Origin of the sequence: Pseudomonas sp. Irchel s3h17 (assembly GCF_900187505.1) — a bacterium.
In the GTDB taxonomy this organism is placed as follows: domain Bacteria; phylum Pseudomonadota; class Gammaproteobacteria; order Pseudomonadales; family Pseudomonadaceae; genus Aquipseudomonas.
The window spans coordinates 54,225-80,053 of the sequence record NZ_FYDL01000013.1 but is presented as its reverse complement, the minus strand read 5'-3'; the positions used below and the strand labels follow the sequence as shown (position 1 = coordinate 80,053).

Genomic DNA, 25,829 nt, shown 5'->3' with positions numbered 1-25,829 from the left:
CAAAAAAAGACGTCCGTGGACGTCTTTGAATGTAAAGTTGGTGGAGCCGGGGGGAATTGAACCCCCGTCCGCCAGTACTCCGCTGTCGGTACTACATGCGTAGCCGTGTCTATTAAGTTAACCCTCAGCGACCCGACGGGCAGGGTGCTTTGGGCGAGTTGTGTAAGTTTTAGCCGATTCGTCCACAACGTACTGCACGGCGATTCTGTTCTATATGACAATCACTTTGGGTTTACAGACATCCCCTGATGATTGCTGGACCCGAAGGTACCAGGAGGGAAGGGCTAAGGCTGCTTACGCAGCGAGAGCGTATTCCCCGTAGGTTTCGTCATTGGCAACTATAGGAAGTTGCAACAGTGGATTTACGAGTTCTGTTACCAACTCGGCATGCACCTAAAGTTTCGCAACCGGCGTCGAATCCAAAGCGGCCCCGAACTCACTGCTCTGTGAATCAATGTGAGCAGCAAGCCTGTGTAGTGTACGCCAACGCAGGCGATAAGGCCAACCCGAAGGTTGGCCTGGCCGTACGTCAGCCCTTGTCGGGGCTGCGGGTCTGGATTTTTGTCAGCACACCTTGAGTGATTCCGATGCATTCCTTGTGGTCACCGGCGGTCTGGGCTGCTTTTGCTTTGTCCAAAGATGCTTTTACGTTGTCCACGGCGCTCTCTGACACTGCGGGATCAGAATCCAGTGCCTGCTGAATGAGTTTGATATTGCTTTCACAAAGATCTTTATCCGCGGCAAAAACCGGCGACGCCAACAGTGCCGCGGTGATGAACATTCCAGCAATTGCAGTGTGCTTCATGGGTATCTCCTTGCGCATGAGGGCTCGGTGCGACCGCTCGAGGTGGCGGTTTGCCGAGGGGGTTATAAGCCCGATCGGGGGACTTAGCTAAATGACTATAGCTGCACGCAGGAAATCGGTAATTTTTTGCAACGCGAATGGGGCCTGTGGGAAATGTCGCTAGGGGCAATGAAGAAAGGGCCGAGCGGCTAATGCCGATCAGTTAAGCCAAAGACCAGCCGAACATAGTACCCGTGGCGAGGGAGCTTGCTCCCGCTGGGCTGCGTAGCAGCCCAAAAACAGGGCCGCTTTGCGCCCCAGCGGGAGCAAGCTCCCTCGCCACGGGTTTCGTGTTCGGCTTTATTTCTCTTAACTGACTGGCATTGGGCCGAGCGGCCCTTTCTTTTATTGCGGATCGCTTAGCGCGAGCGCGCCTGTGTCACGCGGTCCACCAGGTAGACCAGCCCGTGATAGTCGATCCCGCCATGCTGGCTGAGGCCGATTTCACAGGTGCGGCTGGTGGAGATGCCTTCGCTGCAGTACTGCACGGCGTCCTTGAGGGTGCGCAGTGAGTGAGCGTTCAACTCCGGTGTGGTGAAGCCCTTGTCGCCGGCAAATCCGCAGCAGTGAATGCCTTCCGGGATCACCACGTTATTACTGCAACGTCGGGCCAGGTCGATCAGCGCCTGGCTTTCGCCCAAGTGCTGGGTGCTGCATGTCACGTGTACGGCAATGGGGGCTTCCTGGGGGGTGAACTCCAGTCGATCCAGCAGGAACGTGCGAATGAAGCGCACCGGGTCGTAGAGGTCCAGGCGTGTCTCACCCAGGTCTTGCACCAGGCGCAAGGTACAGGGGCTGGTGTCGCAATAGATCGGATCGAGCCCGCCACGACTGGCGTGCAGCAAGGCGCCAATCAGTTCCTGGCGCTTGTGTTCGGCCTGTTCGGCGTAGCCTTTGGAGGCGAATGGCTGGCCGCAGCAGAGGCTGTCCAGGTTGTCCGGGAACACCACCTGATAGCCGGCCTTTTCCAGCAGGCCACGGGTCTTGTCGTGCAGCGACATTTGCTCGGTGTCGGCGGCTGCCGGGCCCATGACCCGCGACACACAGGCCGCCAGGTACACCACGCGCGGACGCGCATCGTCGAGCGCCGGACTGAAGCGGATGGCCCGCTCCGGTTGGGGCATGGCGTTGGTCCACTGGGGGATGTTGCCGTTGGACAGCTTGCTCAACGCGGCCGAGACCTTTGCCAGTCGAGGGGCGCCCAGCAGCTTTCGAGCACCGTTGGCCACGTGTAGGGTCAGGCGCGCGCCTTGCAGTACCGTGGCGAAGTTTTCTTCGAGCAAGGTCGCCGTTTTCTGATGGGTTGCGGTGCGGCCGCGCAGTTTTTTCACCAGCTCGCCGGTATTGATTCCCACGGGACAACGCTGGGCGCACAGGCCTGTGGCGGCACAGGTGTCGAGGCCCTGGTATTGATAGGCCGCTTCCAGTTCCGAGGTGTCAATGCCGGCGCGTTTCTTCGCCTGGATATCACGCCAGATCACGATGCGTTGGCGCGGGCTCAGGGTCAGTCCCTTGGACGGGCAGACCGGTTCGCAGAAGCCGCACTCGATGCACTTGTCCACAATCTCGTCGGCAGCCGGCAAGGGCTTGAGGTGCTTGAGGTGAATCTGCGGGTCCTCGCTCAGGACCACGTCCGGGTTGAGGATGCCGTTGGGGTCGAGCAGGCGCTTGAGTTGCCACATCAACTGATAGGCATCGCTGCCCCATTCCAGCTCGACGAAGGGCGCCATGTTGCGGCCAGTGCCATGTTCGGCTTTCAGCGAACCACCAAACTCCACCGCGACCAGTTGCGCCACGTCGTCCATGAACGCTTGATAGCGTACGACTTCTTCCGGGCTGTTGAAGCCTTGGGTGAAGACGAAGTGCAGATTGCCTTCCAGGGCGTGGCCGAACAGGATCGCTTCGTCGTAGCGGTGCTTGTCGAACAGCGCGATCAAACGGTTCACGCCGATCGCCAGTTGCTCCACGGGGAAGGTGACGTCTTCGATGATCACCGTGGTGCCGGTCTTGCGCACGGCACCGACGGCGGGGAAGGTGTCCTTGCGAATCGCCCAGAGCCTGGCGTTTTCCGCGGGGTCTTCGGTGAAGTCGACCTGTTTCTCCACCGGGAACGGGGCCAGTGAAGACATGATCTGCGCCAGTTGCTCCTGCAGCAGCGAGGACGATGCGGCGCGAGACTCGATCAGCAGCGCGCAGGCGTTGGCCGACAGTTGCTGGACGAAGGCCGGCATGCCGGGTTTGTCCTGCACCGAGCGCAGGCTGCGGCGGTCCAGAAGCTCCACCGCCGCCACCGGCTGGTGTTTCAGTACGGTCACCGCGTTGCAGCAGGTCTCCACATCGGGGAAGACAATCAGCGCCGAGGCTTTGTTCGGGTGGTCGATCACCGTGTCGTAGGTCACTGCGCTGATAAAGCCCAGGGTGCCTTCGGAACCCACCAGCAGGTGGCTCAAGATATCCACAGGCTCGTCGTAATCCACCAGGGCATTGAGCGACAGGCCGGTGGTGTTTTTCAGACGGTATTTGTGGCGGATCTTCGCGGCGAGTGTGGCATTGGCCCGGGTCTCGCGGCCCAGGGTCGCCAGGCGCTCCAGCAGTTCGGCGTGGCTGTCGCGAAAGGCCGCGACGCTGGCGGCATCCTCGGTGTCCAGGCGGCTGCCATCGGCCAACACCAGGCGAATACCGGCCAGGGTGTGGTAGGTGTTTTGCGCGGTGCCGCAGCACATGCCGCTGGCGTTGTTGGCGACGATACCGCCGATTTTGCAGGCGTTGATCGAGGCTGGGTCCGGGCCGATCTTGCGCCCGAACGGTGCCAGCCAGGCATTGGCCTGGGCGCCGATGACCCCAGGTTGCAGACGGATCTGCGTGCCCTGTCCACGGATTTCCCGACCGTTCCAGTTATCGCCGAGAACGATCAACACCGAGTCGCTGATGGCTTGCCCGGAGAGGCTGGTGCCGGCCGCGCGGAACGTCACCGGGACCTGATCGCGCTGGGCCAGTTTCAGCAGGGCAACCACTTCGTCTTCGGACTCGACGCGGATCACCAGCTTCGGGATCAGCCGATAGAAGCTGGCGTCGGTGCCAAAGGCCAGGGTCGAGAGCGGGTCGCCGAAACGCCGCTCCCGGGGGATCAGTTGCTGCGCATCGCGCAGGAAAGCCGCCGGTAGGGTCATTGGTCCTCCAGGATCAGCACCACCAGGTCTTTCGGGCCGTGGGCGCCATAGGCCAGGACTTGTTCGATGTCGGCGGTTTTCGACGGGCCGGACACCAGCAAGGCGTTGGTTGGCATGCCTTGGGCCCAGTTGAACTCGCACTGTACCTGATAGAAATTGTCGCGAATTTCACTGGCCTTGAGCAGGGCGAAATGCACCGGTGGCACCAGGCTCATCAGACGTGGTTCTTCGCGGGTCGGCCAGAGGATCAGGCTGCCGGTAGCAGCGATGGCACCGAGGGTGGTGGTCAGGCTGGCCGGGGTGTCGTTGAACAACTCGGCTTTCCACTCGTCCACCGGACGGTCGTAGGCTTTTAGCGTCGGCAGGTCGGGATGGTTCGCCCAATGTTGCGTGATTCGTTGCCCATGGGGGGTGGTTGGGGCGATCAACAGGCTCGGCAGTTGGCGTTCGCGCAGCAAGTGCGCGAGCAACTCGGGCCAGCCTTCGCCAGACGTCAGGTGGATTTCGGTATGCACCGCTTCCATCAGCTTGCGCAACTGCGGGATGCGTTGTTCGGCGGTGTAGGTGTAGGGTTCGGTCACCAGTGCTTCGTCGAAGTTGTCCGCCACTGGCGTGGTGCCGGTCAGGCTGTTGCGCAGCTTGGCGAGGATGTTCTGCTTGGCGCTCATCGGCGATCTCCCTGTTTGCCCAGATGCTCGCGGGCCATGTCGTGCAGTGAGCGGGCGGCGGGTTTTGGCGCGCTGTGGTTTTGCGTCCAGGGGCCGACGTTGCTTGGCGTGAGGGCGCGCAGGCGCGTGGCGAAGAAGCCGAACAGGCGATACAGGGTCGGCGAGCTGTTGAGTCTGGCCCAGGCGTTCCAGATGAAACGCTCCTTGCGCGAGTACTTGCTGCCCTGGCCGCGCATGACCTGATGCGGGCTGTCGGGGGCCTTGACGTTTTCTTCGCGCAGGCGCCGCAGCAGGGCCGGGATCGGAATCTTGACCGGACAGACTTCACCGCAGGCGCCGCACAAGGACGACGCGCTCGGATGGTCCGGGACTTTCGCCAGGCCGACCATGTGCGGGGTGATGATCTTGCCGATCGGACCGGGATAGACCTCGCCATAGGCGTGGCCACCGATGCGGGTGTAGACCGGGCAATGGTTCATGCAGGCACCGCAGCGGATGCAGTTCAGGGTCTGGCGCAGTTCACTGTCGGCAAAGGCCTGGCTGCGACCGTTGTCCAGCAGCACCAGGTGCACTTCTTGCGGGCCGTCGAGTTCATGGGCTTTGCGCGGGCCGGAGATCATGTTGACGTAGGTGGTGATCGGCTGGCCGAGGGCCGAGCGGGTCAGCAGCGACAGCAGCGGCACGACATCGCGCAGGTTTTCGACGACTTTCTCGATCCCGGTGACGGCAATGTGCACGGGCGGCACGGTGGTCGACATGCGACCGTTGCCTTCGTTTTCCACCAACAGCAGGGTGCCGGTCTCGGCCACGGCGAAGTTGACGCCGGAGACGCCGATGTCGGCCTCGAAGAACTTCTGTCGCAAGACTTTGCGGCCGATCTGGATGAGTTGGTCAACGTCCTTGGTGTACTCCACGCCAAGTTTGTCGTGGAACAAGGACGCGACCTGACCGGCATTCTTGTGGATCGCCGGCATAATGATGTGTGAAGGCTTCTCGTGGTCGAGCTGGACGATGAACTCGCCCATGTCCGATTCCAGGCATTCAATGCCCTGTTCAGCGAGGACATGGTTCATCTCCATCTCTTCGCTGACCATCGATTTGCCCTTGATCACTTGCCGCGCCTCGTGAGCGCGGATGATCGAGAGGACGATGCCATTGGCCTCGTCCACCGTTTCCGCCCAGTGCACTGTCACACCGTTGCGGGTCAGGTTCTGTTCCAGTTGCTCGAGCAGGTCGGGCAGCTTGGAGAGCGCGCGAGCCCGGACGGCATTGCCCAGGGCGCGCAGGTGTTCTCTTTCATGGGCATCGCTGAAGGACGTTGCCCGCTTGGCCATCAGTGAATCCATTGCACTGCGAAAGTTGTTTCGCAGTTGCTGGTCGCCCAGGGCCTTGTGAGCCCGGGCGCGAAAATCTTCTTCGACGGTAACCGTCGGAATCAGTGTGGAAGTGCTCATACAGCACCTCCCGTACGTTGCCAGAGGAAGCTGGCCAGGTGTTGGCCGCGCAACGCTTCCTGCTGTTTTTCCAGTGAGCCGTTGATGTTCATCAAACAGCCACAGTCCGCGCTCAGTACCTGGTGTGCGCCGGATTCCTTCAGGGCGCGGGTCTTGTCAGCGACCATCGCTCCGGAAATGTCTGGCATACGGACGCTGAAAGTCCCACCAAAGCCACAGCATTCGCTTTCATGGCTGTGGTCGACCCGTTCCACATTGCTCAACTGCGCCAACAACGCGCGGCCGTGCAGGTGGGTGTTCATCTCGCGGCGTGCCGAGCACGAGGTGTGCAGGGCGACCTTGACCGGATCGCCGCTGTCCTTGAGCTGCACCTTGCAGACGAACAGCAGGAATTCGGCCAGCTCATAGGTCCGTGCCGCCAGGGCCTGGACCTGTTTCAAGGTGTCCGGCTCGTCCTTGAACAAGTCGGCGTAATGTTCGCGCAGCATGCCGGCGCAGGAGCCCGACGGCACCACCACCGGATAATCCCCGGCAAACAGCGCCAGTTGCGAGCGCGCCACGGTCCGGGCCTGTTCGGTGTAACCCGAGGTGTAGGCCGGCTGTCCGCAGCAGCTTTGCCCTTGCGGGTACTCCACGCGAATGCCTTCGCGTTCGAGCAGGTGAATCGCGTCCATCCCGGCTTCGGGATAAAACAGGTCGACCACACAGGTGCCGAACAGGTAGACCCGTTGCGGTTTTACGCTGGGGTACTGGCGCGGTTCTGGCAGTGGCGGGGCGACACGGGTCGCGTTCGGCACAGCGTTGTAAAAAAGCTCGCTCATCAGGCGTGTCTCTCGGCCGGTTATCCGTCCGCTGAGATTGCTGACTGTAAAGCGCGTAGCTTTCAGCAACCTTGCAGACCGGGTTGTGAGTCGCAGACGCCGGGTTCAGGCCCGGCGTCGGTTTTTTCCGTATTACCTGTAGTGCTTAGTGCACCAGCATGCCGGTGAACCAGTAGGCCTGGGCCAGGGTGATCAGGCCGACAATGGTTGCAAAGAATAGGCTGTGCTTGAGGGTGAAGCGGAACAGGTCCGATTCCTTGCCCACCAGGCCGGTCGCGGCGCAGGCCACGGCGATCGATTGCGGCGAGATCATTTTACCGGTCACGCCACCGCTGGTATTGGCCGCCACCAGTAGGGTGTCGTTGACGCCGATCTGGTGCGCGGTGGTGGCTTGTAGCGAACTGAACAGGGCGTTGGACGAGGTGTCCGAGCCTGTCAGGAACACGCCCAGCCAGCCGAGGAACGGCGAGAAGAACGGGAAGGCCGCACCGGTGCCCGCCAGTACCAGGGCCATGGTCGACGACATGCCCGAGTAGTTGGTGACGAAGGCGAATGCCAGCACCATGCCGATCGACAGAATCGGCCAGCGCAGTTCAACGAAGGTTTCCTTCAAAGTGGTCAGACCAGTTTTGAGGTGGATCTTCAGGACCCACATCGAAATCAGCGCGGAGAAGAAAATCGCCGTGCCGGTCGCCGAAATCGGGTCCAGCTTGAACACGGCCGGAATGGCGGTCGGAGCCGTCACGATAGGGGCGACCTTGATCACCATTTGATCCAGGTGCGGGATGGCGAAGTTGAACACCCAGCCGTACATCGAACCGCCTGCGGCAAACATCGCCTTGAACGGTTTCAGGGTCCAGATGGTGACCAGTACGGTGAGGATCAGGAACGGCGACCAGGCCTTGATGATTTCACCCAGGCTGTATGGCGAGGCAACGGTGGTGCGCTTCTGGCCAAAACCGCCGACGCTGGCAGTGACCGCTACGCTTGAGGTCGCACCGGCGATTTGCGCGCCCGCCGTACGTTTTGGCTGCCAGACCTTGAGGAACAGGGTCAGGGAAACCAGGCTGGCCAGGGCCGAGGTGATGTCCGGCAGTTCCGGGCCAATGAAGTTCGAGGTGAAGTACTGAGTGATGGCGAAGCTCAGGCCGGCGACCAGCGCCGCAGGCCAGGTTTCACGCACGCCACGCAGGCCGTCCATCATGAACACCAGCCAGAAGGGCACGAACAGCGACAGCAACGGCAACTGGCGGCCGGTCATGGCGCCGATCTTGAAGGCGTCGATGCCCGTGACCTGGCCGGCGACGATGATCGGGATCCCCAGGGCGCCGAAGGCCACTGGCGCGGTGTTGGCGATCAGGCACAGGCCTGCCGCATACAGCGGGTTGAACCCAAGGCCTACCAGCAGGGCGGCGGTAATGGCGACCGGTGCACCGAAACCGGCGGCACCTTCCAGGAACGCACCGAAGCAAAAGCCGATCAGCAGTACTTGCAAGCGCTGGTCGTCAGTAATCGACAGCACCGAGCTGCGGATCACCTCGAACTGACCACTCTTGACCGTCAGTTTGTAGAGAAACACCGCTGCCACGATGATCCAGGCAATCGGCCACAGTCCGTAGGCAAATCCATAGCCCGCCGCGGCGAAGGCCATGTCGACCGGCATCTGGAAGGCAAGGATCGCCACCAGGATCGACAAGGCCAGGGTGATGCTCCCGGCCACGTGTCCTTTGAGGCGGAACACGGCCAGAGCCAGGAAGAAAAACACGATGGGGATAACGGCCGCGAGCGCGGACAAGCCGAGGCTGCCGAGCGGGCTGTAGAGCTGTTGCCAGGTTTGCATATGGGGAGGCCCCTAATTGTTGTTGGTCAGGCACTGATCAGCGTTCTTGGATAATTGGTAAGACCAATTTACAATCGCTGTGGGCTAGGTTAAAAGCCTTGTGGGCGGTGTGTCAATTTGCCGCCCTAAAACTTTTGTCGAATGAGTGCGGCAGGGCTGATCTGATCTGCTTGATCGGGGGCGTTCTGGTAGGTGCTGGCACGGCGTCAATAGGCCAGAATAGAGAGCCCGGCGAACCGTCGGGATCGTGGAGAGTGAGTTATGGGGTTTGATCAGATTCGTCAGCGCCGTTTGTCTGACGATATTGTCGAGCAGCTTGAGGGAATGATCCTGGAGGGCACGCTGACGTCCGGTGAGCGGCTTCCGGCAGAGCGCGCCCTGGCCGAGCAGTTCGGTGTTTCACGCCCTTCATTGCGCGAGGCCATCCAGAAGCTGACCGCCAAGGGCTTGCTGGTCAGCCGCCAGGGGGGGGGTAATTACGTGGTTGAATCCCTGGGCTCGACCTTCAGCGATCCGCTGTTGCATCTGCTGGAGAGCAACCCCGATGCCCAGCGCGACTTGCTGGAGTTTCGTCATACCCTGGAGGCGTCATGCGCCTACTACGCGGCGCTGCGAGCGACGGAGGTCGATCGCGAGCGATTGACGTCGGCATTTGAGCGGTTGCAGGACTGTTATGCGCGCCATGAAGAGGTGAGCCGTGCGGAAGAGGGCGCGGCGGATGCGCAGTTCCACCTGGCGATTGCCGAGGCCAGTCATAACGCGGTGTTGCTGCATACCATTCGCGGGCTGTTCGATCTGCTCAAGCGCAACGTGGTGACGAACATTGGCGGCATGTACAAGCAGCGCACGGAAACCCGTGACATGCTGATCGGCCAGCACCGGGACCTGTATCAGGCGATTATCGAGGGGCGGGCGGAGCAGGCGCGGGAAGTCTCCAGCCGGCACATTCTGTATGTGCAGGAAGTGCTCGAAGAGGTGCGTCAGGAAGTGCAGCGCGTGGCTCGGGCCGAGCGGCGCAAGGGGATCTAGATTTGGTCGGCGGAAGCGACTGTGGCGAGGGGGCTTGCTCCCGTTGGGGGGCGAAGCAGCCCTGCGTTTGATCGCCACCGTCGCGAAGACTCCTGGCGACGGGAGCAAGCTCCCTCGCCACAAAGTCGCGCCAGGGAGGAGAGCTAGTCTTCCTTGCCCTTGTTGCGCACCGCGCGTTGCAACTCACGGTTGGAGTCGCGCTCGCGCTCGGTGTCACGCTTGTCGTATTCCTTCTTGCCCTTGCCCAGAGCGATCTCGCACTTGATCAAGTGCTTGCTCCAGTACAACGACGTACAGACGCAGGCGTAACCCTTCTGCTGCACGGCGGCAAACAGCTTCTCCAGCTCGCGCTGGTTGAGTAGCAGTTTGCGCGAACGTGTCGGGTCGGCAATGACGTGGGTGCTGGCGGTGGTCAGCGGGGTGATATGACTGCCGAGCAGCCAGGCCTCGCCATCCTTGAGCAGCACATAACTGTCGACCAGTTGTGCCTTGCCTGCACGCAGACTCTTTACTTCCCAGCCGGCCAGGACCATGCCAGCCTCGAACCGCTGTTCGATGAAGTAGTCGTGTCGCGCTTTTTTATTCTGCGCGATGGTCCCTGTGGGGTGTTTCTTCTGTTTAGCCATAGGGGCGGCATTATAGGGAGTTGCACGCGAGTCGGCTACGGTGAACCTGCATGCTTGAGCGCATTGAGTGAATCCCGGACAATGCGCCCTCTTTTTTGATCGGTTGGGCGTGTCAACAATGTCGTCAGACAAGGTTTCAGTCCACGGCAGTTGGGCTAGCCGTTGGATTTTCATACTCGCTGCGACCGGTTCAGCCGTGGGGCTGGGTAGTATCTGGAAATTCCCTTACATGGTCGGCGTCTATGGTGGCGGCGCGTTCGTGCTGGTGTTTCTGGCGTGCATTGCGCTGATCGGCATACCGGTGATGCTGGCCGAAACCCTGATCGGCCGTCGCGCCCGACAAAGTCCGGCCAATGCCTTGAAGGTGTTGGCGCTTGAGGCGGGGCACTCGGCGAAGTGGTCCTGGGGGGCGTTCGCCGGGATGATCACGGCGTTGCTGATCCTGTCTTTCTACAGTGTGGTGGGTGGTTGGTCGTTCGACTACATCATCACCATGGGGCGTGGTGACTTTCAGGGGGTGACGGCGGATCAGGTCGGCGCCTACTTTGCCGGAGTGATTTCCGATCCCTGGCGCCTGACGCTGTGGCACACGTTGTTCATGCTGCTATCGGCCGCGATCATCGCCAAGGGGGTAGTGGCGGGGCTTGAGCGCAGCTTGCGGATCATGATGCCACTGCTGTTCGTGATGCTGCTGGTGCTGCTGGGCTACAGCATGACCACCGGGCATTTCATGGAAGGCGTGCATTTCATGTTCGACTTCGATGCCTCGAAGGTGCTCGATGGCTTGCTGCCCGCCATGGGGCATGCGTTCTTTTCCCTGAGCGTGGGTGTCGGGTCGATCATGATCTATGGCGCCTACATGCCCAAGCATTCGTCGATCTCCGGCACCGTTGTCGGTGTCGCCTTGCTGGATACCTTTGTCTCGCTGCTGGCGGGGCTGGCATTGTTTCCGATTGTGTTTGCTGGCGGTTTGAACCCGAGCGAAGGGCCAGGGCTGATGTTCGTCAGCCTGCCATTTGCCTTTGGCAACGTGGCGTTCGGCCAGATCATGGGCGTGGTGTTCTTCGTGCTGGTGGCCATTGCGGCCTGGAGTTCGGCCATTTCCTTGCTGGAGCCGATGGTGGCCTATCTGGTTGAACGGACCAAGGTCCGTCGGGGCTGGGTCACCTTCTGGCTGGCCTTCAGTTGCTGGTTTGTTGGCCTGGGTACTGTGTTTTCCTTCAATATCTGGAAACAGGCAAAGTTTTTCGTGAGCGAAGGCGGCGGGTTCCACCTCTACCAGTGGGGGGCACAAGGCGGCCTGGACTTCTTTGGTGTCATCGATTTCTTCACCTCGCGGATCATGTTGCCGCTCGGTGGTTTGTGCTTTGTGGTGTTCGCCGGTTGGGTGATGGGCCGGGGTGCGGTACGCGACGAACTGTCGATCCGCAGTCCAGCCTTGTTCGCGCTGACCTTGTTCTTGATGCGCTATGTAGCGCCCATCGGCATTCTTATCGTATTTGCCGCCCAGCTGTGGAAGTGACGCTGACATGACGACTCATATTCAACGTTCGGCCCTGTTGCCGTATCCGGCACAAGCGCTGTATGACCTGATCAACGACGTGGCGCGTTATCCGGAGTTCCTGCCCTGGTGTTCCGAGGCCAAGGTCATCGAAAGCTCTGCCGAGCACATGCGCGCCAGCGTGGGGGTGGCCAAGGGCGGGTTGAGCCAGCACTTCGTGACACGCAATACGCTGGTGCCGGGGCATTCGATCGAGATGAATCTCGAAGAAGGGCCGTTTACCCAGTTGCATGGCGTCTGGGTATTCAAGCCGCTGGGCGAGAAGGCGTGCAAGATCAGCCTGGACCTGACCTTCGACTATGCCGGCCCGATTGTTCGGGCGACCCTGGGGCCGTTGTTCAATCAGGCGGCCAACACCTTGGTCGATGCGTTCTGTCAGCGGGCCAAGCAATTGCATGGCTGAGTCTTTGATCAGCGTCGAAGTGGTGTATGCCGCTGTCGATCGCCAGGTGCTGCTCACAACCCGGGTTGCGTCGGGTACAACTGTGCGTGCGACCCTGTTGCAGTCAGGGGTCGCCGAGCAATTCCCTGGGCTGGATCTGGCGAGTTGCCCTGTCGGGATCTTTGGCAAGGTCGTTGCGGATCCTGATAGCCAGCAGGTTCAGGCAGGCGACCGGCTCGAGATTTACCGGCCGTTGCTGGCTGACCCGAAGGAAGTGCGTCGACTGCGTGCCGCGAAGGCGGCGCAGGCCCGGGCACAGGAAAAGTAGACGCCTGGCGACAGGCAAGAAAAAGCCCGGACATGCCGGGCTTTTTCTTGTGCGCTGAATTACTGCGTGGTGTCCAGGGGTTCTGGCGTCGGGACTGGAACGGTTTCTACACCGTCGACGTCCTTCTGGATCTGATCCAGCAGCGATCCCGGCTTGGCCGGTTTCTCAGGCTTTGGCTGTTCGATGTTTTCAACAGGGGCGGCCACGGTAGTGCCGCTGTCCTTGCCCATCAAGGCCTCGTCACGGCTTACGCCCGGCATGAAATCGCCCGACAGGCTGACAAGTTGATCGTTCGAGTTGAAGATAACGCTGACGCGTTCCTGTTGGCGTTCACCGCCGCCAGGCTGCAAGCTGTACAGGTAATCCCAGCGATCGGCATGGAACGTGTCGGTCAGCAGAGGGTTGCCCATGATAAACCGTACTTGCCGACGGGTCATTCCCGGGCGTAACTGGTCTATCATGTCCTGCGTGACGACATTGCCCTGCTGGATGTCGATTTTGTAAACCCCGGGGAATGAACAACCGGCGAGTGCGAGCAGTCCCACGAAGGTGAAACTGGTTAGCAAGAGCTTGGTGTTTTGCATCGGTGGGCGACTTCCACTATCTTGGCTGGGACAACGTAAACGCCGATCATACCCGCATTAAGAGAAGCTGCGAAGCAGCATCGCGAGAAAGCTGACCATGGTTGAAAATAGCGAACTACGCAAAGCAGGCCTCAAAGTGACCCTGCCACGGGTCAAGATTCTGCAAATGCTTGACTCCACCGAGCAGCGTCACATGAGTGCCGAGGATGTCTACAAGGCACTGATGGAAGCTGGTGAAGATGTCGGTTTGGCCACGGTTTACCGTGTACTGACCCAATTCGAAGCCGCGGGTCTTGTGGTCCGTCACAATTTCGACGGCGGCCACGCGGTCTTCGAGCTGGCGGATGGCGGCCACCACGACCATATGGTCAACGTGGAGTCCGGTGAAGTGATCGAATTCTTCGACGAAGAAATCGAAAAGCTTCAGAAGGCGATCGTCGAGAAGCACGGCTTCGATTTGGTGGATCACAACTTGGTGTTGTACGTACGCACTAAAAAGTAAGCATGTCGCGCAGGTCCTGACCTGCGAAACGAACGAAGGCGACCCAAGGGTCGCCTTCGTGCTGTCTGGCGGGATCAATTCCTGGCGGTCACCACCATTTTCCTGGCGTGGGCCAGGGATTCCTTGGTCAGGTCGATGCCGCCCAGCATCCGGGCCACTTCTTCGATTCGCTCATTCTTGCTCAGCCTGGACACGGCGGTGTGCGTGGCGTCGTTGCCGCGAACCTTGTGGACAAACAGGTGCTGATGCCCTTGCGAAGCTACTTGTGGCAGGTGGGTGACGGTCAGGACTTGCCCGCGGTCCCCGAGGCGGCGCAGGAGTTGGCCGACAATTTCCGCGGTCGGGCCGCCAATGCCTACGTCAACTTCGTCGAACACCAGGGTCGGTATGCGTGATGTCTGCGCGGTGATCACCTGGATGGCCAGGCTGATGCGCGACAGTTCGCCGCCCGAGGCTACCTTGGCCAAGGCCTTGAGGGGTTGCCCGGGGTTGGCGCTGACCAGCAGTTCGACCTGTTCCAGGCCGTTGGGCAGCAGTTCGGTGCTGGTGTTGGGCCGTAGCTCGATGGTGAAGCGGCCGCCCGGCATGCCCAGGCGCTGGATTTCCTGTTCGACGGCATGGGCCAGGCTGCTCGAGGCCTGGTGGCGCAGATCGCTCAGTTCCCGGGCCTTTTCATGATAGTGCCGGGCGTATGCCCCCAGTTCTTCGCTCAGGCGCTCGATGGACTCGTCGTTGGCATTGAGGGTCTCGATCTCGTCCATCAGTCGCTGCGCAAGCTCGGCGACTTCGGTGGGCTGGATTCGATGTTTGCGCGCCAGGGTGTAGATAGTGTCCAGGCGTTCTTCGAGTTGCTGGAGGCGTGCCGGGTCGGCATCGAAGTTGTCGAGGAAGCGGTTCAGTTCGCCGACCGCTTCTTCTACCTGGATTTGTGCGCTGGTGAGCAGGTTGGTGGCTTCGCCCAATGCGCCCACCGAGTTGTTCACGCTGGTCAGGCGATTGAGGCTGGCCGTCAGGGCATTCAGTACGTTGCCCGAATCACTCTCGCTGCACTGCTCGACCACCTGCCGGCAAATGCCGAGCAGGGTTTCGGCGTTGGTCAGGTTTTTATGCTCTTGCTCAAGCTGCTCCAGTTCGTTCTCGCCCAGGCCAAGGTTTTCCAGCTCTTCGAGTTGATAACTGAGCAGTTGGTGACGGGCGCGCTGCTCGTCGCCGGAGTTGGAGAGACGCTCCAGTTCCTGGCGAGTCTGGCGCCAGCGCTGGGCCGCAAGCTGCACCTGGCGGGCAAGGTCCGTCGCTCCTGCGTACTCGTCCAGCAGTCGGCGGTGGGTGTCGGTTTTCAGCAGCGACTGGTGTTCGTGCTGGCTGTGAATGTCGATCAGCAGTTCGCCGAGGGCCTTGAGGTCGCCAAGGGGGCAGGGGCTGCCGTTGATGTAGCCACGCGAGCGACCTTCTGCGGTGATCACCCGGCGCAGGATGCACGGGCCGTCGGTGTCGAGGTCGCGCTCGGCCAGCCAGGCGCTGGCTTCCGGAATATCGGCCAGGTCGAAGGTGGCCAGGATGTCCGCCTTGTCCGCGCCTGGGCGTACCACGCCGCTGTCGGCGCGATCACCCAGGGTCAGGCCCAGGGCGTCGAGCATGATCGACTTGCCGGCGCCGGTTTCCCCGGTGATCACGCTCATCCCGCGATCCAGTTCCAGGTCGAGGTGTTCAACGATGGCGTAGTTATGTACGGACAGGTGCACCAGCATAGAGGCCGCTCCCAGGCTAAAAAGTCTGGTTATTTATACAGTGTTTTATTTGTGCCTGACAATGCCCGTGTTTAGCTCGATTTGCTTGGCGTCGGGATTTTTTTAAAACCGGTGTAATGATCTGTCGGCGGTTTTTGTGCGGGGAATGCTGCCTGGTGCAAGGCAAGCCCTTGAACCTGCAAATTGCGACCCCATATACCGGGGCAGAAGCGCGAGTCGAGTTCGCGCACGATTTTGAAAGGAGAAATCTATGGCTGACGAACAGACGCTGGATACGCAAAATCTAGACGCCAATCAGGCTCCCGAAACATCGGGTGAAGACCTGGTGGCTCGTGTGCAAGTGCTCGAAGAGCAACTGGCCGGCGCTCAGGATCAGGCTTTGCGTGTTGCGGCTGATCTGCAGAACGTCCGCCGTCGCGCCGAGCAGGATGTAGAGAAAGCTCACAAGTTCGCGCTGGAAAAGTTCGCTGGCGACCTGCTGCCGATCATCGACAGCCTGGAGCGCGGCCTCGAGCTGTCCAACCCGGATGACGAAAGCATTCGTCCGATGCGCGAAGGGATCGAGCTGACCCTGAAAATGTTCCAGGACACCCTGAAGCGTTATCACCTGGAAGCGGTCGATCCTGAGGGTGAGCCGTTCAATGCCGAGCATCACCAGGCGATGGCCATGCAGGAAAGCGCCGACATGGAACCCAACAGCGTGCTGAAGGTGTTCCAGAAGGGTTACGTGCTCAACGGTCGCCTGTTGCGCCCGGCCATGGTCGTGGTCAGCAAGGCCCCGGCGCCGGTTGCGCCGTCGATTGACGAGCAGGCTTGAAATTCGCCGCAAGGCCCCCATTTATAAGTCAAGCGTTTAAGTGCTACCGCAGTTAGCCACCACTGCTGCGGCAACCAAATCCAAAGTTTCGGGAGAGTGAGCATGGGCAAAATTATCGGTATCGACCTGGGGACTACCAACTCCTGCGTCTCCATTCTTGAAAACGGCAACGTAAAAGTTATCGAGAACGCCGAAGGCGCGCGTACCACGCCGTCGATCGTCGCGTACGCCAACGATGGCGAAATCCTGGTTGGCCAGTCGGCCAAGCGTCAAGCCGTGACCAATCCGCATAACACCCTGTACGCGGTGAAGCGTCTGATCGGTCGTCGCTTCGACGAAGAAGTGGTACAGAAAGACATTCAGATGGTCCCTTACAAGATCGTCAAGGCTGACAACGCCGACGCCTGGGTTGAAGTGAACGGCCAGAAAATGTCGCCGCCGCAGATCTCGGCTGAAATCCTCAAGAAAATGAAGAAAACCGCCGAAGACTACCTCGGTGAAGCCGTGACTGAAGCGGTCATTACCGTTCCGGCTTACTTCAACGACAGCCAGCGTCAGGCGACCAAGGACGCCGGCCGTATTGCTGGCCTGGACGTGAAACGTATCATCAACGAGCCAACCGCAGCTGCGCTGGCTTACGGCATGGACAAGGCCAAGGGCGATCACACCGTGATCGTTTATGACCTGGGTGGCGGTACTTTCGACGTTTCGGTTATCGAAATCGCCGAAGTGGATGGCGAGCACCAGTTTGAAGTGTTGGCAACCAACGGTGACACGTTCCTGGGTGGTGAAGACTTCGACATTCGTCTGATCGACTACCTCGTTGACGAATTCAAGAAAGAAAGCGGCATGAACCTCAAGGGTGACCCGCTGGCCATGCAGCGCCTGAAAGAAGCCGCTGAAAAAGCCAAGATCGAGCTGTCTTCGAGCCTGCAGACCGACGTCAACCTGCCGTACATCACTGCAGACGCGACCGGTCCTAAGCACTTGAACGTGAAAATCTCCCGCGCCAAGCTGGAAGCGCTGGTGGAAGACCTGGTTCAACGCACCATCGAGCCTTGCCGCATCGCTCTGAAAGACTCGGGTATCGACGTTGGCAAGATCGACGACGTGATCCTGGTCGGCGGTCAGACCCGTATGCCGCTGGTTCAGAAGGCTGTTACCGATTTCTTCGGTAAAGAAGCCCGTAAAGACGTGAACCCGGACGAAGCGGTTGCCATGGGTGCTGCTATCCAGGGCGCTGTACTGGCCGGTGACGTGAAAGACGTGCTGCTGCTCGACGTTAGCCCGCTGACCCTGGGTATCGAAACCATGGGTGGCGTGATGACTGCGCTGATCGAGAAAAACACCACGATTCCTACCAAGAAATCGCAAGTGTTCTCGACTGCCGACGACAACCAGGGCGCCGTGACCATCCACGTGCTGCAAGGCGAGCGTAAGCAAGCTGCCCAGAACAAGTCCCTGGGCAAGTTCGACCTGGCCGAGATTCCACCAGCACCACGTGGCGTGCCACAAATTGAAGTGACCTTCGACATCGACGCCAACGGCATCCTGCACGTAGGCGCCAAGGACAAGGCCACCGGCAAGACTCAGTCGATCGTGATCAAGGCCAACTCCGGTCTGTCCGAGGAAGAAATTCAGCAGATGATTCGTGATGCTGAAACCAACGCCGACGAAGACCGCAAGTTCGAAGAGCTGGCAACGGCTCGCAACCAGGGCGACGCGCTGGTTCACTCGACGCGCAAAATGGTTGCGGACGCTGGCGATAAAGTGACTGCTGAAGAGAAGACTGCAATCGAAGCCGCAGTGGTTGCCCTGGAAGCCGCCGTTAAAGGCGACGACAAGGCTGTCATCGAAGCCAAGGTTGAAGAGCTGTCGAAAGTCTCCGCTCCAGTGGCGCAGAAGATGTACGCCGAACAGGCCCAGCCAGCTGAAGGCGCGGCACAGCAGGGCGAATCGGCTGAAAAGGCTGACGACGTTGTCGACGCCGAGTTCGAAGAAGTCAAAGACCACAAGTAAGTTGTTGGTCGGCCGGTTGACTGCCTTTGTGCGGTGACTGGTAGGATGTCGCCGCGCGGGAGCTTGCTCCCGCGTTGGCGTGTCTGGAGTAGACGAATTTTTACAGCATGTTGGTGGTATGGCCGGAAATGCTCCTGCTTTTCGCGCCGCAAGTACCGCAAGAATCAAAGACCAGGATCGTTGAATTGACGTGAGTTGGGTCCGGGCCTGTATTGGGGCTCAACGAGTTCGGCAAACTCAGGAGGGTTTTGTCGGACGTCCTCAAGAGTGCAAAGACTTATGGCAAAGCGTGACTATTACGAAGTGTTGGGTGTTGAGCGTGGCACGAGCGAGGCAGACCTGAAAAAGGCCTACCGCCGCTTGGCGATGAAGCACCACCCGGACCGTAATCCTGACGACAAAGCGTCGGAAGAAATGTTCAAAGAGGCCAACGAGGCCTATGAAGTGCTGTCCGATTCCGGCAAGCGCGCGGCCTACGACCAGTACGGTCATGCTGGCGTCGATCCGAGCATGGGTGGCGGCGGTGCCGGCTTCGGCGGGCAGAACTTCTCCGATATCTTCGGTGACGTGTTCAGTGATTTCTTCGGCGGTGGTCGCGGCGGTTCCCGTGGCGGTGCCCAGCGCGGCAGCGACTTGCGCTACACCCTGGAGCTGAACCTGGAAGAAGCGGTGCGCGGCACGACCGTGAATATCCGTGTGCCGACACTGGTCAACTGCAAGCCGTGCGACGGTTCGGGCGCCAAGAAAGGCTCCTCGCCCGTGACCTGCCCGACCTGCGGCGGTATCGGCCAGGTGCGTATGCAGCAAGGCTTCTTCTCGGTGCAGCAGACCTGCCCGCGCTGCCATGGCCAGGGCAAGATCATTGCCGACCCGTGCAACTCCTGCAACGGCGAAGGCCGTGTCGAAGAGTACAAGACCCTGTCGGTGAAAGTGCCGGCTGGCGTGGATACCGGTGATCGCATTCGTCTGTCGGGCGAAGGCGAGGCAGGTACCCAGGGTGGGCCGACAGGCGACCTGTACGTGGTGATCAATGTGCGCGAGCACGCGATCTTCCAGCGCGACGGCAAGCACCTGTTCTGCGAAGTGCCGATCAGCTTCGTCGATGCGGCCCTGGGTGGCGAGCTGGAAATTCCGACCCTGGACGGTCGGGTCAAGCTGAAGATTCCTGAAGGTACGCAGACCGGCAAGCAGTTCCGCGTGCGCGGCAAAGGCGTCGCCCCGGTTCGTGGTGGCGGTGCGGGTGACCTGATGTGCCGTGTTGCCGTCGAGACTCCGGTCAACCTGAGTCGTCGTCAGCGTGAGCTGTTGGAAGAGTTTCGCAGCTCCCTGGCGGATGACAACAGCCACTCACCCAAGACCACGGGTTGGTTCGAAGGCGTGAAGCGTTTCTTCGGCGATCTGTAAGGAATCCGGTATGCGACGTATAGCTGTGATGGGCGCTGCTGGGCGCATGGGCAAGATTCTGGTGGAGGCGGTGCAGCAGCGCGCACCGCTCACCGGCCTGACGGCGGCAATCGTGCGCCCGGGCAGTACGCTGATTGGTGTGGACGCTGGCGAGCTGGCATCCCTGGGCCGAATCGGTGTGCCGTTGTCGGCCAACCTGGAAGCGGTGGCTGAAGAGTTCGATGTGTTGATCGACTTCACGCTCCCGGAAGTCATGCTGAAAAACCTGGCGTTTTGCCGCAAGGCGGGCAAGGCCATGGTGATCGGCACGACGGGGCTGGACGCTGCGCAGAAGCAGTTGCTGGCCGAGGCGGGCAAGGACATTCCCATCGTGTTCGCGGCCAATTTCAGTGTCGGTGTGAACCTGTCGCTCAAGTTGCTGGATATGGCGGCTCGGGTGCTGGGCGATGATGCCGATATCGAAATCATCGAAGCCCATCACCGGCACAAGATCGACGCGCCTTCAGGTACGGCCCTGCGCATGGGCGAGGTAATCGCCGAGGCGCTGGATCGTGACCTGCAGAAGGTCGCGGTCTATGGGCGTGAAGGTCATACCGGTGTGCGCGAGCGTGAAACCATAGGCTTCGCCACGGTTCGTGGTGGGGATGTGGTCGGTGATCATACGGTGCTGTTCGCCTGCGAGGGTGAGCGACTGGAGATCACTCACAAGGCCTCCAGCCGCATGACCTTTGCCAAGGGGGCGGTGCGAGCGGCGTTGTGGCTTGATGGTCGCGAGCCGGGTCTTTATGACATGCAGGATGTGCTCGACCTGCGGTAAGATGCGCCACCGACGGGGCTCGAGCTTGCGCTTCGGGCCCTGTTTTCAACCGCTACGCGACGTCCTGTCGCATTCTCCTGCCTTTAAGGCTCATTAGCGGTGGACCAAAATAGCCTTTTTCTGTAAGCTACAGCTTTAGTGTGTCCACTAAAAGCGCGCAGAATAATTCAGTGAAGAAGCGGAGTGACGTGTCCATACGTCACTCCGCTTTTTTGCAACCTGCGATCGCCCCTTCAGGCTTTATTTACGGGAGGTCTTCTTGACTAAGCCAGCCATACTCGCCCTTGCTGATGGCAGCATTTTTCGCGGCGAAGCCATTGGAGCCGACGGTCAAACCGTTGGAGAGGTGGTGTTCAACACCGCCATGACCGGCTATCAGGAAATCCTTACCGATCCTTCCTACGCCCAACAGATCGTTACCCTGACTTATCCGCACATCGGCAACACCGGCACCACGCCGGAAGATGCCGAGTCCGACCGTGTATGGTCCGCCGGCCTGGTCATCCGTGACCTGCCACTGGTTGCGAGCAACTGGCGTAACACGATGTCCCTGTCCGACTACCTGAAGACCAACAACGTTGTGGCCATCGCCGGTATCGACACTCGCCGCCTGACGCGCATCCTGCGTGAGAAAGGCGCGCAGAACGGCTGCATCATGGCCGGTGACAATATTTCCGAAGAGGCTGCCATTGCCGCCGCCCAGGGCTTCCCTGGCCTGAAAGGCATGGACCTGGCGAAAGTCGTCAGCACCAAGGACGCCTACGAGTGGCGTTCGACTGTCTGGGATCTGAAAACCGACAGCCACGCGACCATCGAGGCCTCCGAGCTGCCGTACCACGTGGTGGCCTACGACTACGGCGTCAAAGTGAACATCCTGCGCATGCTGGTCGAGCGCGGTTGCCGCGTGACCGTGGTGCCGGCCCAGACGCCAGCCACCGATGTGCTGGCGCTCAAGCCTGATGGCGTGTTCCTGTCCAACGGCCCGGGTGACCCCGAGCCATGCGACTACGCGATCCAGGCGATCAAGGACGTGCTGGAGACCGAGATTCCGGTATTCGGTATCTGCCTGGGTCACCAGTTGCTGGCCTTGGCCTCCGGCGCCAAGACCCTGAAAATGGGTCACGGCCACCACGGTGCCAACCACCCGGTTCAGGACCTGGACTCCGGTGTCGTCATGATCACCAGTCAGAATCACGGTTTTGCCGTAGACGAAGCGACCCTGCCAGCCAACGTGCGTGCGATCCACAAGTCGCTGTTCGACGGCACCCTGCAAGGTATCGAGCGTACCGACAAGAGCGCCTTCAGCTTCCAGGGTCACCCTGAAGCCAGCCCTGGCCCGAACGACGTAGCGCCACTGTTTGATCGCTTCATCAACGAAATGGCCAAGCGACGCTGATCGCTCGCCCTGATGTAGCGAAGCTTGAGGGTGGTCCCGACACCGGCGGCCCCCTCAGGTCTTCAGAGATTGAACAAGACGGCTTGCCGACTGACCTGCGGATTTGAGTGACAAACCCATGCCAAAACGTACAGACATTAAAAGCATCCTGATTCTCGGCGCTGGCCCGATCGTTATCGGCCAGGCCTGCGAATTCGACTACTCTGGCGCCCAGGCCTGCAAGGCCCTGCGCGAAGAGGGTTATCGCGTCATCCTGGTGAACTCCAACCCGGCCACCATCATGACCGACCCGGCCATGGCCGACGCCACCTACATCGAGCCGATCAAGTGGCAGACCGTTGCCAAGATCATCGAGAAAGAGCGTCCGGACGCACTGCTGCCGACCATGGGCGGCCAGACCGCGCTGAACTGCGCCCTGGACCTGGAGCGCGAAGGCGTTCTGGAGAAATTCGGTGTGGAAATGATCGGCGCCAACGCCGACACCATCGACAAGGCTGAAGACCGTTCGCGTTTCGACAAGGCGATGAAATCCATCGGCCTGGACTGCCCGCGCTCCGGTATCGCCCACAGCATGGAAGAGGCCAATGCGGTCCTCGAGAAGCTGGGCTTCCCGTGCATCATCCGTCCGTCCTTCACCATGGGCGGCACCGGTGGCGGTATCGCTTACAACCGTGAAGAGTTCGAAGAAATCTGCGCCCGTGGCCTGGACCTGTCGCCGACCAAGGAACTGCTGATCGACGAATCCCTGATCGGCTGGAAAGAGTACGAAATGGAGGTTGTCCGCGACAAGAAGGACAACTGCATCATCGTCTGCTCCATCGAAAACTTTGACCCGATGGGCGTGCACACCGGTGACTCGATCACTGTTGCGCCGGCACAGACCCTGACCGACAAGGAATACCAGATCATGCGTAACGCCTCGTTGGCGGTACTGCGTGAGATCGGCGTGGAAACCGGCGGTTCCAACGTTCAGTTTGGCATCTGCCCGGACACTGGCCGTATGGTCGTGATCGAGATGAACCCGCGTGTATCCCGCTCTTCGGCACTGGCCTCGAAAGCCACTGGTTTCCCGATTGCGCGTATCGCTGCCAAGCTGGCGATCGGCTACACCCTGGACGAGCTGCAGAACGAAATCACCGGCGGCGCTACTCCTGCATCCTTCGAGCCGTCGATCGACTACGTCGTCACCAAGCTGCCACGCTTCGCCTTCGAGAAATTCCCGAAAGCCGACGCACGCCTGACCACTCAAATGAAGTCGGTGGGTGAAGTCATGGCCATCGGCCGGACTTTCCAGGAATCCCTGCAGAAAGCCCTGCGTGGTCTGGAAGTGGGCGTTTGCGGCCTGGACGAGAAACTCGACCTGAGCAATCCGGAAAGCATGAGCGTGCTCAAGCGCGAACTGACCGTGCCGGGTGCCGAGCGTATCTGGTACGTGGCTGACGCCTTCCGCGCCGGCCTGTCGGTCGAAGACATCTTCGGCATGAACATGATCGACCCGTGGTTCCTGGTGCAGATCGAAGATCTGATCAAGGAAGAAGAGAAGGTCAAGACCCTGGGTCTGACCAGCATCGACCGTGACCTGATGTTCCGCCTCAAGCGCAAAGGCTTCTCCGACATGCGCCTGGCCAAGTTGCTGGGTGTGACCGAGAAGGCCCTGCGCCGCCACCGTCACAAGCTCGAGGTGTACCCGGTCTACAAGCGCGTCGACACCTGCGCGGCCGAGTTCGCCACCGACACCGCCTACCTGTACTCGACCTACGAGGAAGAGTGCGAAGCCGCGCCTTCGGGTCGCGACAAGATCATGATCCTCGGCGGCGGTCCAAACCGTATCGGCCAGGGCATCGAGTTTGACTACTGCTGCGTACACGCCGCCCTCGCCCTGCGCGAAGACGGGTACGAGACCATCATGGTCAACTGCAACCCGGAAACCGTTTCCACCGACTACGACACCTCCGATCGCCTGTACTTCGAGCCAGTGACCCTGGAAGACGTGCTGGAAATCGTCCGCGTCGAGAAGCCTAAAGGCGTGATCGTCCAGTACGGCGGGCAAACCCCGCTGAAACTGGCGCGTGCCCTTGAAGAGGCCGGCGTACCGATCATCGGTACCAGCCCTGACGCCATCGACCGCGCCGAAGACCGTGAGCGCTTCCAGCAGATGGTCGAGCGCCTGAACCTGCGTCAGCCGCCTAACGCCACTGTGCGTAGCGAAGACGAAGCCATTCGTGCCGCTGGCAAGATCGGTTACCCGCTGGTGGTGCGTCCGTCCTACGTATTGGGCGGTCGTGCGATGGAAATCGTTTACGAAGAAGACGAACTCAAGCGTTATCTGCGTGATGCCGTCAAGGTGTCCAACGACAGCCCGGTGCTGCTGGATCACTTCCTCAACTGCGCCATCGAAATGGACGTGGATGCAGTTTGCGACGGCACCGACGTGGTGATCGGCGCGATCATGCAGCACATCGAGCAGGCCGGCGTTCACTCCGGTGACTCCGCGTGCTCGCTGCCGCCGTACTCGCTGCCTGCACACATCCAGGACGAGATGCGCGAACAGGTCAAGAAAATGGCCCTGGAACTGGGCGTGGTCGGCCTGATGAACGTACAGTTGGCGCTGCAAGGCGACGACATCTACGTCATCGAAGTCAATCCGCGTGCTTCCCGTACCGTGCCGTTCGTGTCCAAGTGCATCGGTGTTTCCCTGGCAATGATCGCGGCTCGCGTCATGGCCGGTAAGACTCTGAAGGAAATCGGCTTCACCAAGGAAATCATTCCGAACTTCTACAGCGTGAAAGAGGCGGTGTTCCCATTCGCCAAATTCCCTGGCGTTGACCCGATCCTCGGCCCAGAGATGAAGTCGACCGGTGAGGTGATGGGTGTGGGTGACACCTTCGGTGAAGCGTTCGCCAAGGCCCAGATGGGCGCCAGTGAGCTGCTGCCGACCGGCGGTACTGCGTTCATCAGCGTGCGTGATGACGACAAGCCACTGGTTGCAGGCGTAGCCCGTGATCTGATCAACTTGGGTTTCGAAGTGGTTGCCACTGCCGGTACTGCCAAGCTGATCGAAGCCGCAGGCCTGAAAGTGCGTCGTGTGAACAAGGTGACCGAAGGCCGTCCGCACGTGGTCGACATGATCAAGAATGACGAAGTCACGCTGATCATCAACACCACCGAAGGTCGTCAGTCGATCGCTGATTCGTACTCCATTCGTCGTAATGCCTTGCAGCACAAGATTTACTGCACCACCACCATTGCTGCAGGCGAGGCTATCTGCGAAGCGCTGAAGTTCGGTCCCGAGAAGACCGTGCGCCGCTTGCAGGATCTACACGCAGGATTGAAGGCATGAGCATAACCAAGTACCCCATGACTGTTCAGGGCGCTCGCGCCCTGGAAGAAGAGCACACTCACCTGACCAAGGTCGTACGTCCCAAGCTGAGCCAGGACATCGGTACGGCTCGCGAGCTGGGTGATTTGAAGGAAAACGCCGAATACCATGCTGCTCGTGAGCAGCAAGGTATGGTCGAGGCACGGATTCGTGACATTGAAGGCCGGATTCAGAATCAGGTCATCATCGATGTCATGTCCATTCCTCACACCGGTAAAGTGATTTTCGGCACCACCGTTGAAATCGCCAACGTCGAGACTGATGAGCGCGTCACTTACCACATCGTGGGTGAGGATGAGGCTGACTTCAAACTTGGCAAGATTTCGGTCGGATCGCCACTGGCCCGCGCCTTGATCGCCAAGGAAGAGGGTGACGTGGTGGCGGTGAAAACGCCTGGTGGCGTTATCGAGTACGAGATTGTCGAAGTTCGCCATGTCTGA

21 protein-coding genes and 1 other RNA gene are annotated in these 25,829 nt (G+C 60.2%); 12 read left to right on the top strand and 10 right to left on the bottom strand.

Features of this window, described 5'->3' with window-relative positions; translation table 11 throughout:
- Positions 1-38: 38 nt before the first annotated feature.
- From ssrA to CKW25_RS19515, 7 genes are all read right to left on the bottom strand, one after another.
- Positions 39-432: a transfer-messenger RNA gene (ssrA, locus tag CKW25_RS19545) on the bottom strand.
- A gap of 97 nt (positions 433-529) precedes the next feature.
- Positions 530-805, bottom strand: a complete 276-nt coding sequence (locus CKW25_RS19540) for a hypothetical protein (RefSeq protein ID WP_095081692.1) — start codon at positions 803-805, stop codon at positions 530-532.
- A gap of 398 nt (positions 806-1,203) precedes the next feature.
- Positions 1,204-4,014 carry an FAD-binding and (Fe-S)-binding domain-containing protein gene (locus CKW25_RS19535; RefSeq protein ID WP_095081691.1) on the bottom strand — a complete coding sequence of 937 codons (2,811 nt, stop codon included), beginning with the start codon at positions 4,012-4,014 and terminating at the stop codon, positions 1,204-1,206.
- Positions 4,011-4,682 (bottom strand): lactate utilization protein C, encoded by a 672-nt coding sequence (locus CKW25_RS19530; RefSeq protein ID WP_095081690.1) that lies wholly within the window; start codon positions 4,680-4,682, stop codon positions 4,011-4,013. The genes CKW25_RS19535 and CKW25_RS19530 overlap by 4 nt, the downstream gene beginning before the upstream one ends.
- On the bottom strand, positions 4,679-6,136 hold the full coding sequence (locus CKW25_RS19525; RefSeq protein ID WP_095081689.1) for a LutB/LldF family L-lactate oxidation iron-sulfur protein: 1,458 nt from the start codon (positions 6,134-6,136) through the stop codon (positions 4,679-4,681). The genes CKW25_RS19530 and CKW25_RS19525 overlap by 4 nt, the downstream gene beginning before the upstream one ends.
- Positions 6,133-6,957 (bottom strand): (Fe-S)-binding protein, encoded by an 825-nt coding sequence (locus CKW25_RS19520; RefSeq protein ID WP_095081688.1) that lies wholly within the window; start codon positions 6,955-6,957, stop codon positions 6,133-6,135. The genes CKW25_RS19525 and CKW25_RS19520 overlap by 4 nt, the downstream gene beginning before the upstream one ends.
- A 145-nt stretch (positions 6,958-7,102) precedes the next feature.
- On the bottom strand, positions 7,103-8,797 hold the full coding sequence (locus CKW25_RS19515; protein ID WP_095081686.1) for a lactate permease LctP family transporter: 1,695 nt from the start codon (positions 8,795-8,797) through the stop codon (positions 7,103-7,105).
- Between the two features lie 261 nt (positions 8,798-9,058).
- On the opposite strand from CKW25_RS19515, the gene CKW25_RS19510 reads away from it, so the two are divergent.
- Complete coding sequence (locus tag CKW25_RS19510; protein ID WP_095081684.1) at positions 9,059-9,826, top strand: FCD domain-containing protein; 768 nt, start codon at positions 9,059-9,061, stop codon at positions 9,824-9,826.
- 143 nt (positions 9,827-9,969) lie between these two features.
- Here CKW25_RS19510 and smpB read toward each other — a convergent pair whose 3' ends face one another.
- Positions 9,970-10,452, bottom strand: a complete 483-nt coding sequence (smpB, locus tag CKW25_RS19505; protein WP_095081682.1) for an SsrA-binding protein SmpB — start codon at positions 10,450-10,452, stop codon at positions 9,970-9,972.
- A gap of 118 nt (positions 10,453-10,570) precedes the next feature.
- On the opposite strand from smpB, the gene CKW25_RS19500 reads away from it, so the two are divergent.
- Genes CKW25_RS19500 through CKW25_RS19490 form a run of 3 tightly spaced genes read left to right on the top strand, consistent with a single transcriptional unit; the run spans position 10,571 to position 12,723 of the window.
- Positions 10,571-11,974 carry a sodium-dependent transporter gene (locus CKW25_RS19500; RefSeq protein ID WP_095081680.1) on the top strand — a complete coding sequence of 468 codons (1,404 nt, stop codon included), beginning with the start codon at positions 10,571-10,573 and terminating at the stop codon, positions 11,972-11,974.
- Positions 11,975-11,981: 7 nt separating this feature from the next.
- Positions 11,982-12,416, top strand: coding sequence for a type II toxin-antitoxin system RatA family toxin (locus tag CKW25_RS19495; RefSeq protein WP_095081678.1), 435 nt, complete (start codon positions 11,982-11,984; stop codon positions 12,414-12,416).
- A complete protein-coding gene (locus CKW25_RS19490; protein WP_095081676.1) occupies positions 12,409-12,723 on the top strand; it encodes an RnfH family protein in 315 nt (104 codons plus the stop codon). The genes CKW25_RS19495 and CKW25_RS19490 overlap by 8 nt, the downstream gene beginning before the upstream one ends.
- Positions 12,724-12,782: 59 nt before the next feature.
- Here CKW25_RS19490 and CKW25_RS19485 read toward each other — a convergent pair whose 3' ends face one another.
- Positions 12,783-13,307, bottom strand: coding sequence for an outer membrane protein assembly factor BamE (locus CKW25_RS19485; RefSeq protein ID WP_095081674.1), 525 nt, complete (start codon positions 13,305-13,307; stop codon positions 12,783-12,785).
- 97 nt (positions 13,308-13,404) lie between these two features.
- Between CKW25_RS19485 and fur the strand changes: the two genes are divergently transcribed.
- Positions 13,405-13,809 carry a ferric iron uptake transcriptional regulator gene (gene fur / locus CKW25_RS19480; RefSeq protein ID WP_095081672.1) on the top strand — a complete coding sequence of 135 codons (405 nt, stop codon included), beginning with the start codon at positions 13,405-13,407 and terminating at the stop codon, positions 13,807-13,809.
- A 74-nt stretch (positions 13,810-13,883) separates the two neighbouring features.
- Here fur and recN read toward each other — a convergent pair whose 3' ends face one another.
- A complete protein-coding gene (gene recN, locus CKW25_RS19475) occupies positions 13,884-15,557 on the bottom strand; it encodes a DNA repair protein RecN (RefSeq protein WP_095081670.1) in 1,674 nt (557 codons plus the stop codon).
- A gap of 250 nt (positions 15,558-15,807) precedes the next feature.
- Between recN and grpE the strand changes: the two genes are divergently transcribed.
- The 7 genes from grpE (at position 15,808) to greA (ending at position 25,829) form a co-directional block, all read left to right on the top strand.
- Positions 15,808-16,374, top strand: coding sequence for a nucleotide exchange factor GrpE (gene grpE / locus CKW25_RS19470; RefSeq protein WP_095081668.1), 567 nt, complete (start codon positions 15,808-15,810; stop codon positions 16,372-16,374).
- Between the two features lie 102 nt (positions 16,375-16,476).
- Positions 16,477-18,393, top strand: coding sequence for a molecular chaperone DnaK (gene dnaK, locus CKW25_RS19465; protein WP_095081665.1), 1,917 nt, complete (start codon positions 16,477-16,479; stop codon positions 18,391-18,393).
- 279 nt (positions 18,394-18,672) lie between these two features.
- Positions 18,673-19,797: a molecular chaperone DnaJ gene (dnaJ, locus tag CKW25_RS19460; RefSeq protein ID WP_095081663.1), complete on the top strand. Its 1,125-nt coding sequence runs from the start codon at positions 18,673-18,675 to the stop codon at positions 19,795-19,797.
- Between the two features lie 10 nt (positions 19,798-19,807).
- A complete protein-coding gene (dapB, locus tag CKW25_RS19455; protein ID WP_095081661.1) occupies positions 19,808-20,614 on the top strand; it encodes a 4-hydroxy-tetrahydrodipicolinate reductase in 807 nt (268 codons plus the stop codon).
- 259 nt (positions 20,615-20,873) lie between these two features.
- Entirely contained in the window at positions 20,874-22,010 is a 1,137-nt protein-coding gene (gene carA, locus CKW25_RS19450) for a glutamine-hydrolyzing carbamoyl-phosphate synthase small subunit (protein ID WP_095081659.1), read from the top strand.
- 118 nt (positions 22,011-22,128) lie between these two features.
- Positions 22,129-25,350, top strand: coding sequence for a carbamoyl-phosphate synthase large subunit (carB, locus tag CKW25_RS19445; protein WP_095081657.1), 3,222 nt, complete (start codon positions 22,129-22,131; stop codon positions 25,348-25,350).
- A gap of 2 nt (positions 25,351-25,352) precedes the next feature.
- On the top strand, positions 25,353-25,829 hold the full coding sequence (gene greA, locus CKW25_RS19440; protein WP_095081792.1) for a transcription elongation factor GreA: 477 nt from the start codon (positions 25,353-25,355) through the stop codon (positions 25,827-25,829).

Bases quoted from the DNA above. Each gene is read 5' to 3' on its own strand.
- CKW25_RS19540 (WP_095081692.1), bottom strand. From the start codon at position 805: ATGAAGCACACTGCAATTGCTGGAATGTTCATCACCGCGGCACTGTTG.
- CKW25_RS19535 (WP_095081691.1), bottom strand. From the start codon at position 4,014: ATGACCCTACCGGCGGCTTTCCTGCGCGATGCGCAGCAACTGATCCCC.
- CKW25_RS19530 (WP_095081690.1), bottom strand. From the start codon at position 4,682: ATGAGCGCCAAGCAGAACATCCTCGCCAAGCTGCGCAACAGCCTGACC.
- CKW25_RS19525 (WP_095081689.1), bottom strand. From the start codon at position 6,136: ATGAGCACTTCCACACTGATTCCGACGGTTACCGTCGAAGAAGATTTT.
- CKW25_RS19520 (WP_095081688.1), bottom strand. From the start codon at position 6,957: ATGAGCGAGCTTTTTTACAACGCTGTGCCGAACGCGACCCGTGTCGCC.
- CKW25_RS19515 (WP_095081686.1), bottom strand. From the start codon at position 8,797: ATGCAAACCTGGCAACAGCTCTACAGCCCGCTCGGCAGCCTCGGCTTG.
- CKW25_RS19510 (WP_095081684.1), top strand. From the start codon at position 9,059: ATGGGGTTTGATCAGATTCGTCAGCGCCGTTTGTCTGACGATATTGTC.
- smpB (WP_095081682.1), bottom strand. From the start codon at position 10,452: ATGGCTAAACAGAAGAAACACCCCACAGGGACCATCGCGCAGAATAAA.
- CKW25_RS19500 (WP_095081680.1), top strand. From the start codon at position 10,571: ATGTCGTCAGACAAGGTTTCAGTCCACGGCAGTTGGGCTAGCCGTTGG.
- CKW25_RS19495 (WP_095081678.1), top strand. From the start codon at position 11,982: ATGACGACTCATATTCAACGTTCGGCCCTGTTGCCGTATCCGGCACAA.
- CKW25_RS19490 (WP_095081676.1), top strand. From the start codon at position 12,409: ATGGCTGAGTCTTTGATCAGCGTCGAAGTGGTGTATGCCGCTGTCGAT.
- CKW25_RS19485 (WP_095081674.1), bottom strand. From the start codon at position 13,307: ATGCAAAACACCAAGCTCTTGCTAACCAGTTTCACCTTCGTGGGACTG.
- fur (WP_095081672.1), top strand. From the start codon at position 13,405: ATGGTTGAAAATAGCGAACTACGCAAAGCAGGCCTCAAAGTGACCCTG.
- recN (WP_095081670.1), bottom strand. From the start codon at position 15,557: ATGCTGGTGCACCTGTCCGTACATAACTACGCCATCGTTGAACACCTC.
- grpE (WP_095081668.1), top strand. From the start codon at position 15,808: ATGGCTGACGAACAGACGCTGGATACGCAAAATCTAGACGCCAATCAG.
- dnaK (WP_095081665.1), top strand. From the start codon at position 16,477: ATGGGCAAAATTATCGGTATCGACCTGGGGACTACCAACTCCTGCGTC.
- dnaJ (WP_095081663.1), top strand. From the start codon at position 18,673: ATGGCAAAGCGTGACTATTACGAAGTGTTGGGTGTTGAGCGTGGCACG.
- dapB (WP_095081661.1), top strand. From the start codon at position 19,808: ATGCGACGTATAGCTGTGATGGGCGCTGCTGGGCGCATGGGCAAGATT.
- carB (WP_095081657.1), top strand. From the start codon at position 22,129: ATGCCAAAACGTACAGACATTAAAAGCATCCTGATTCTCGGCGCTGGC.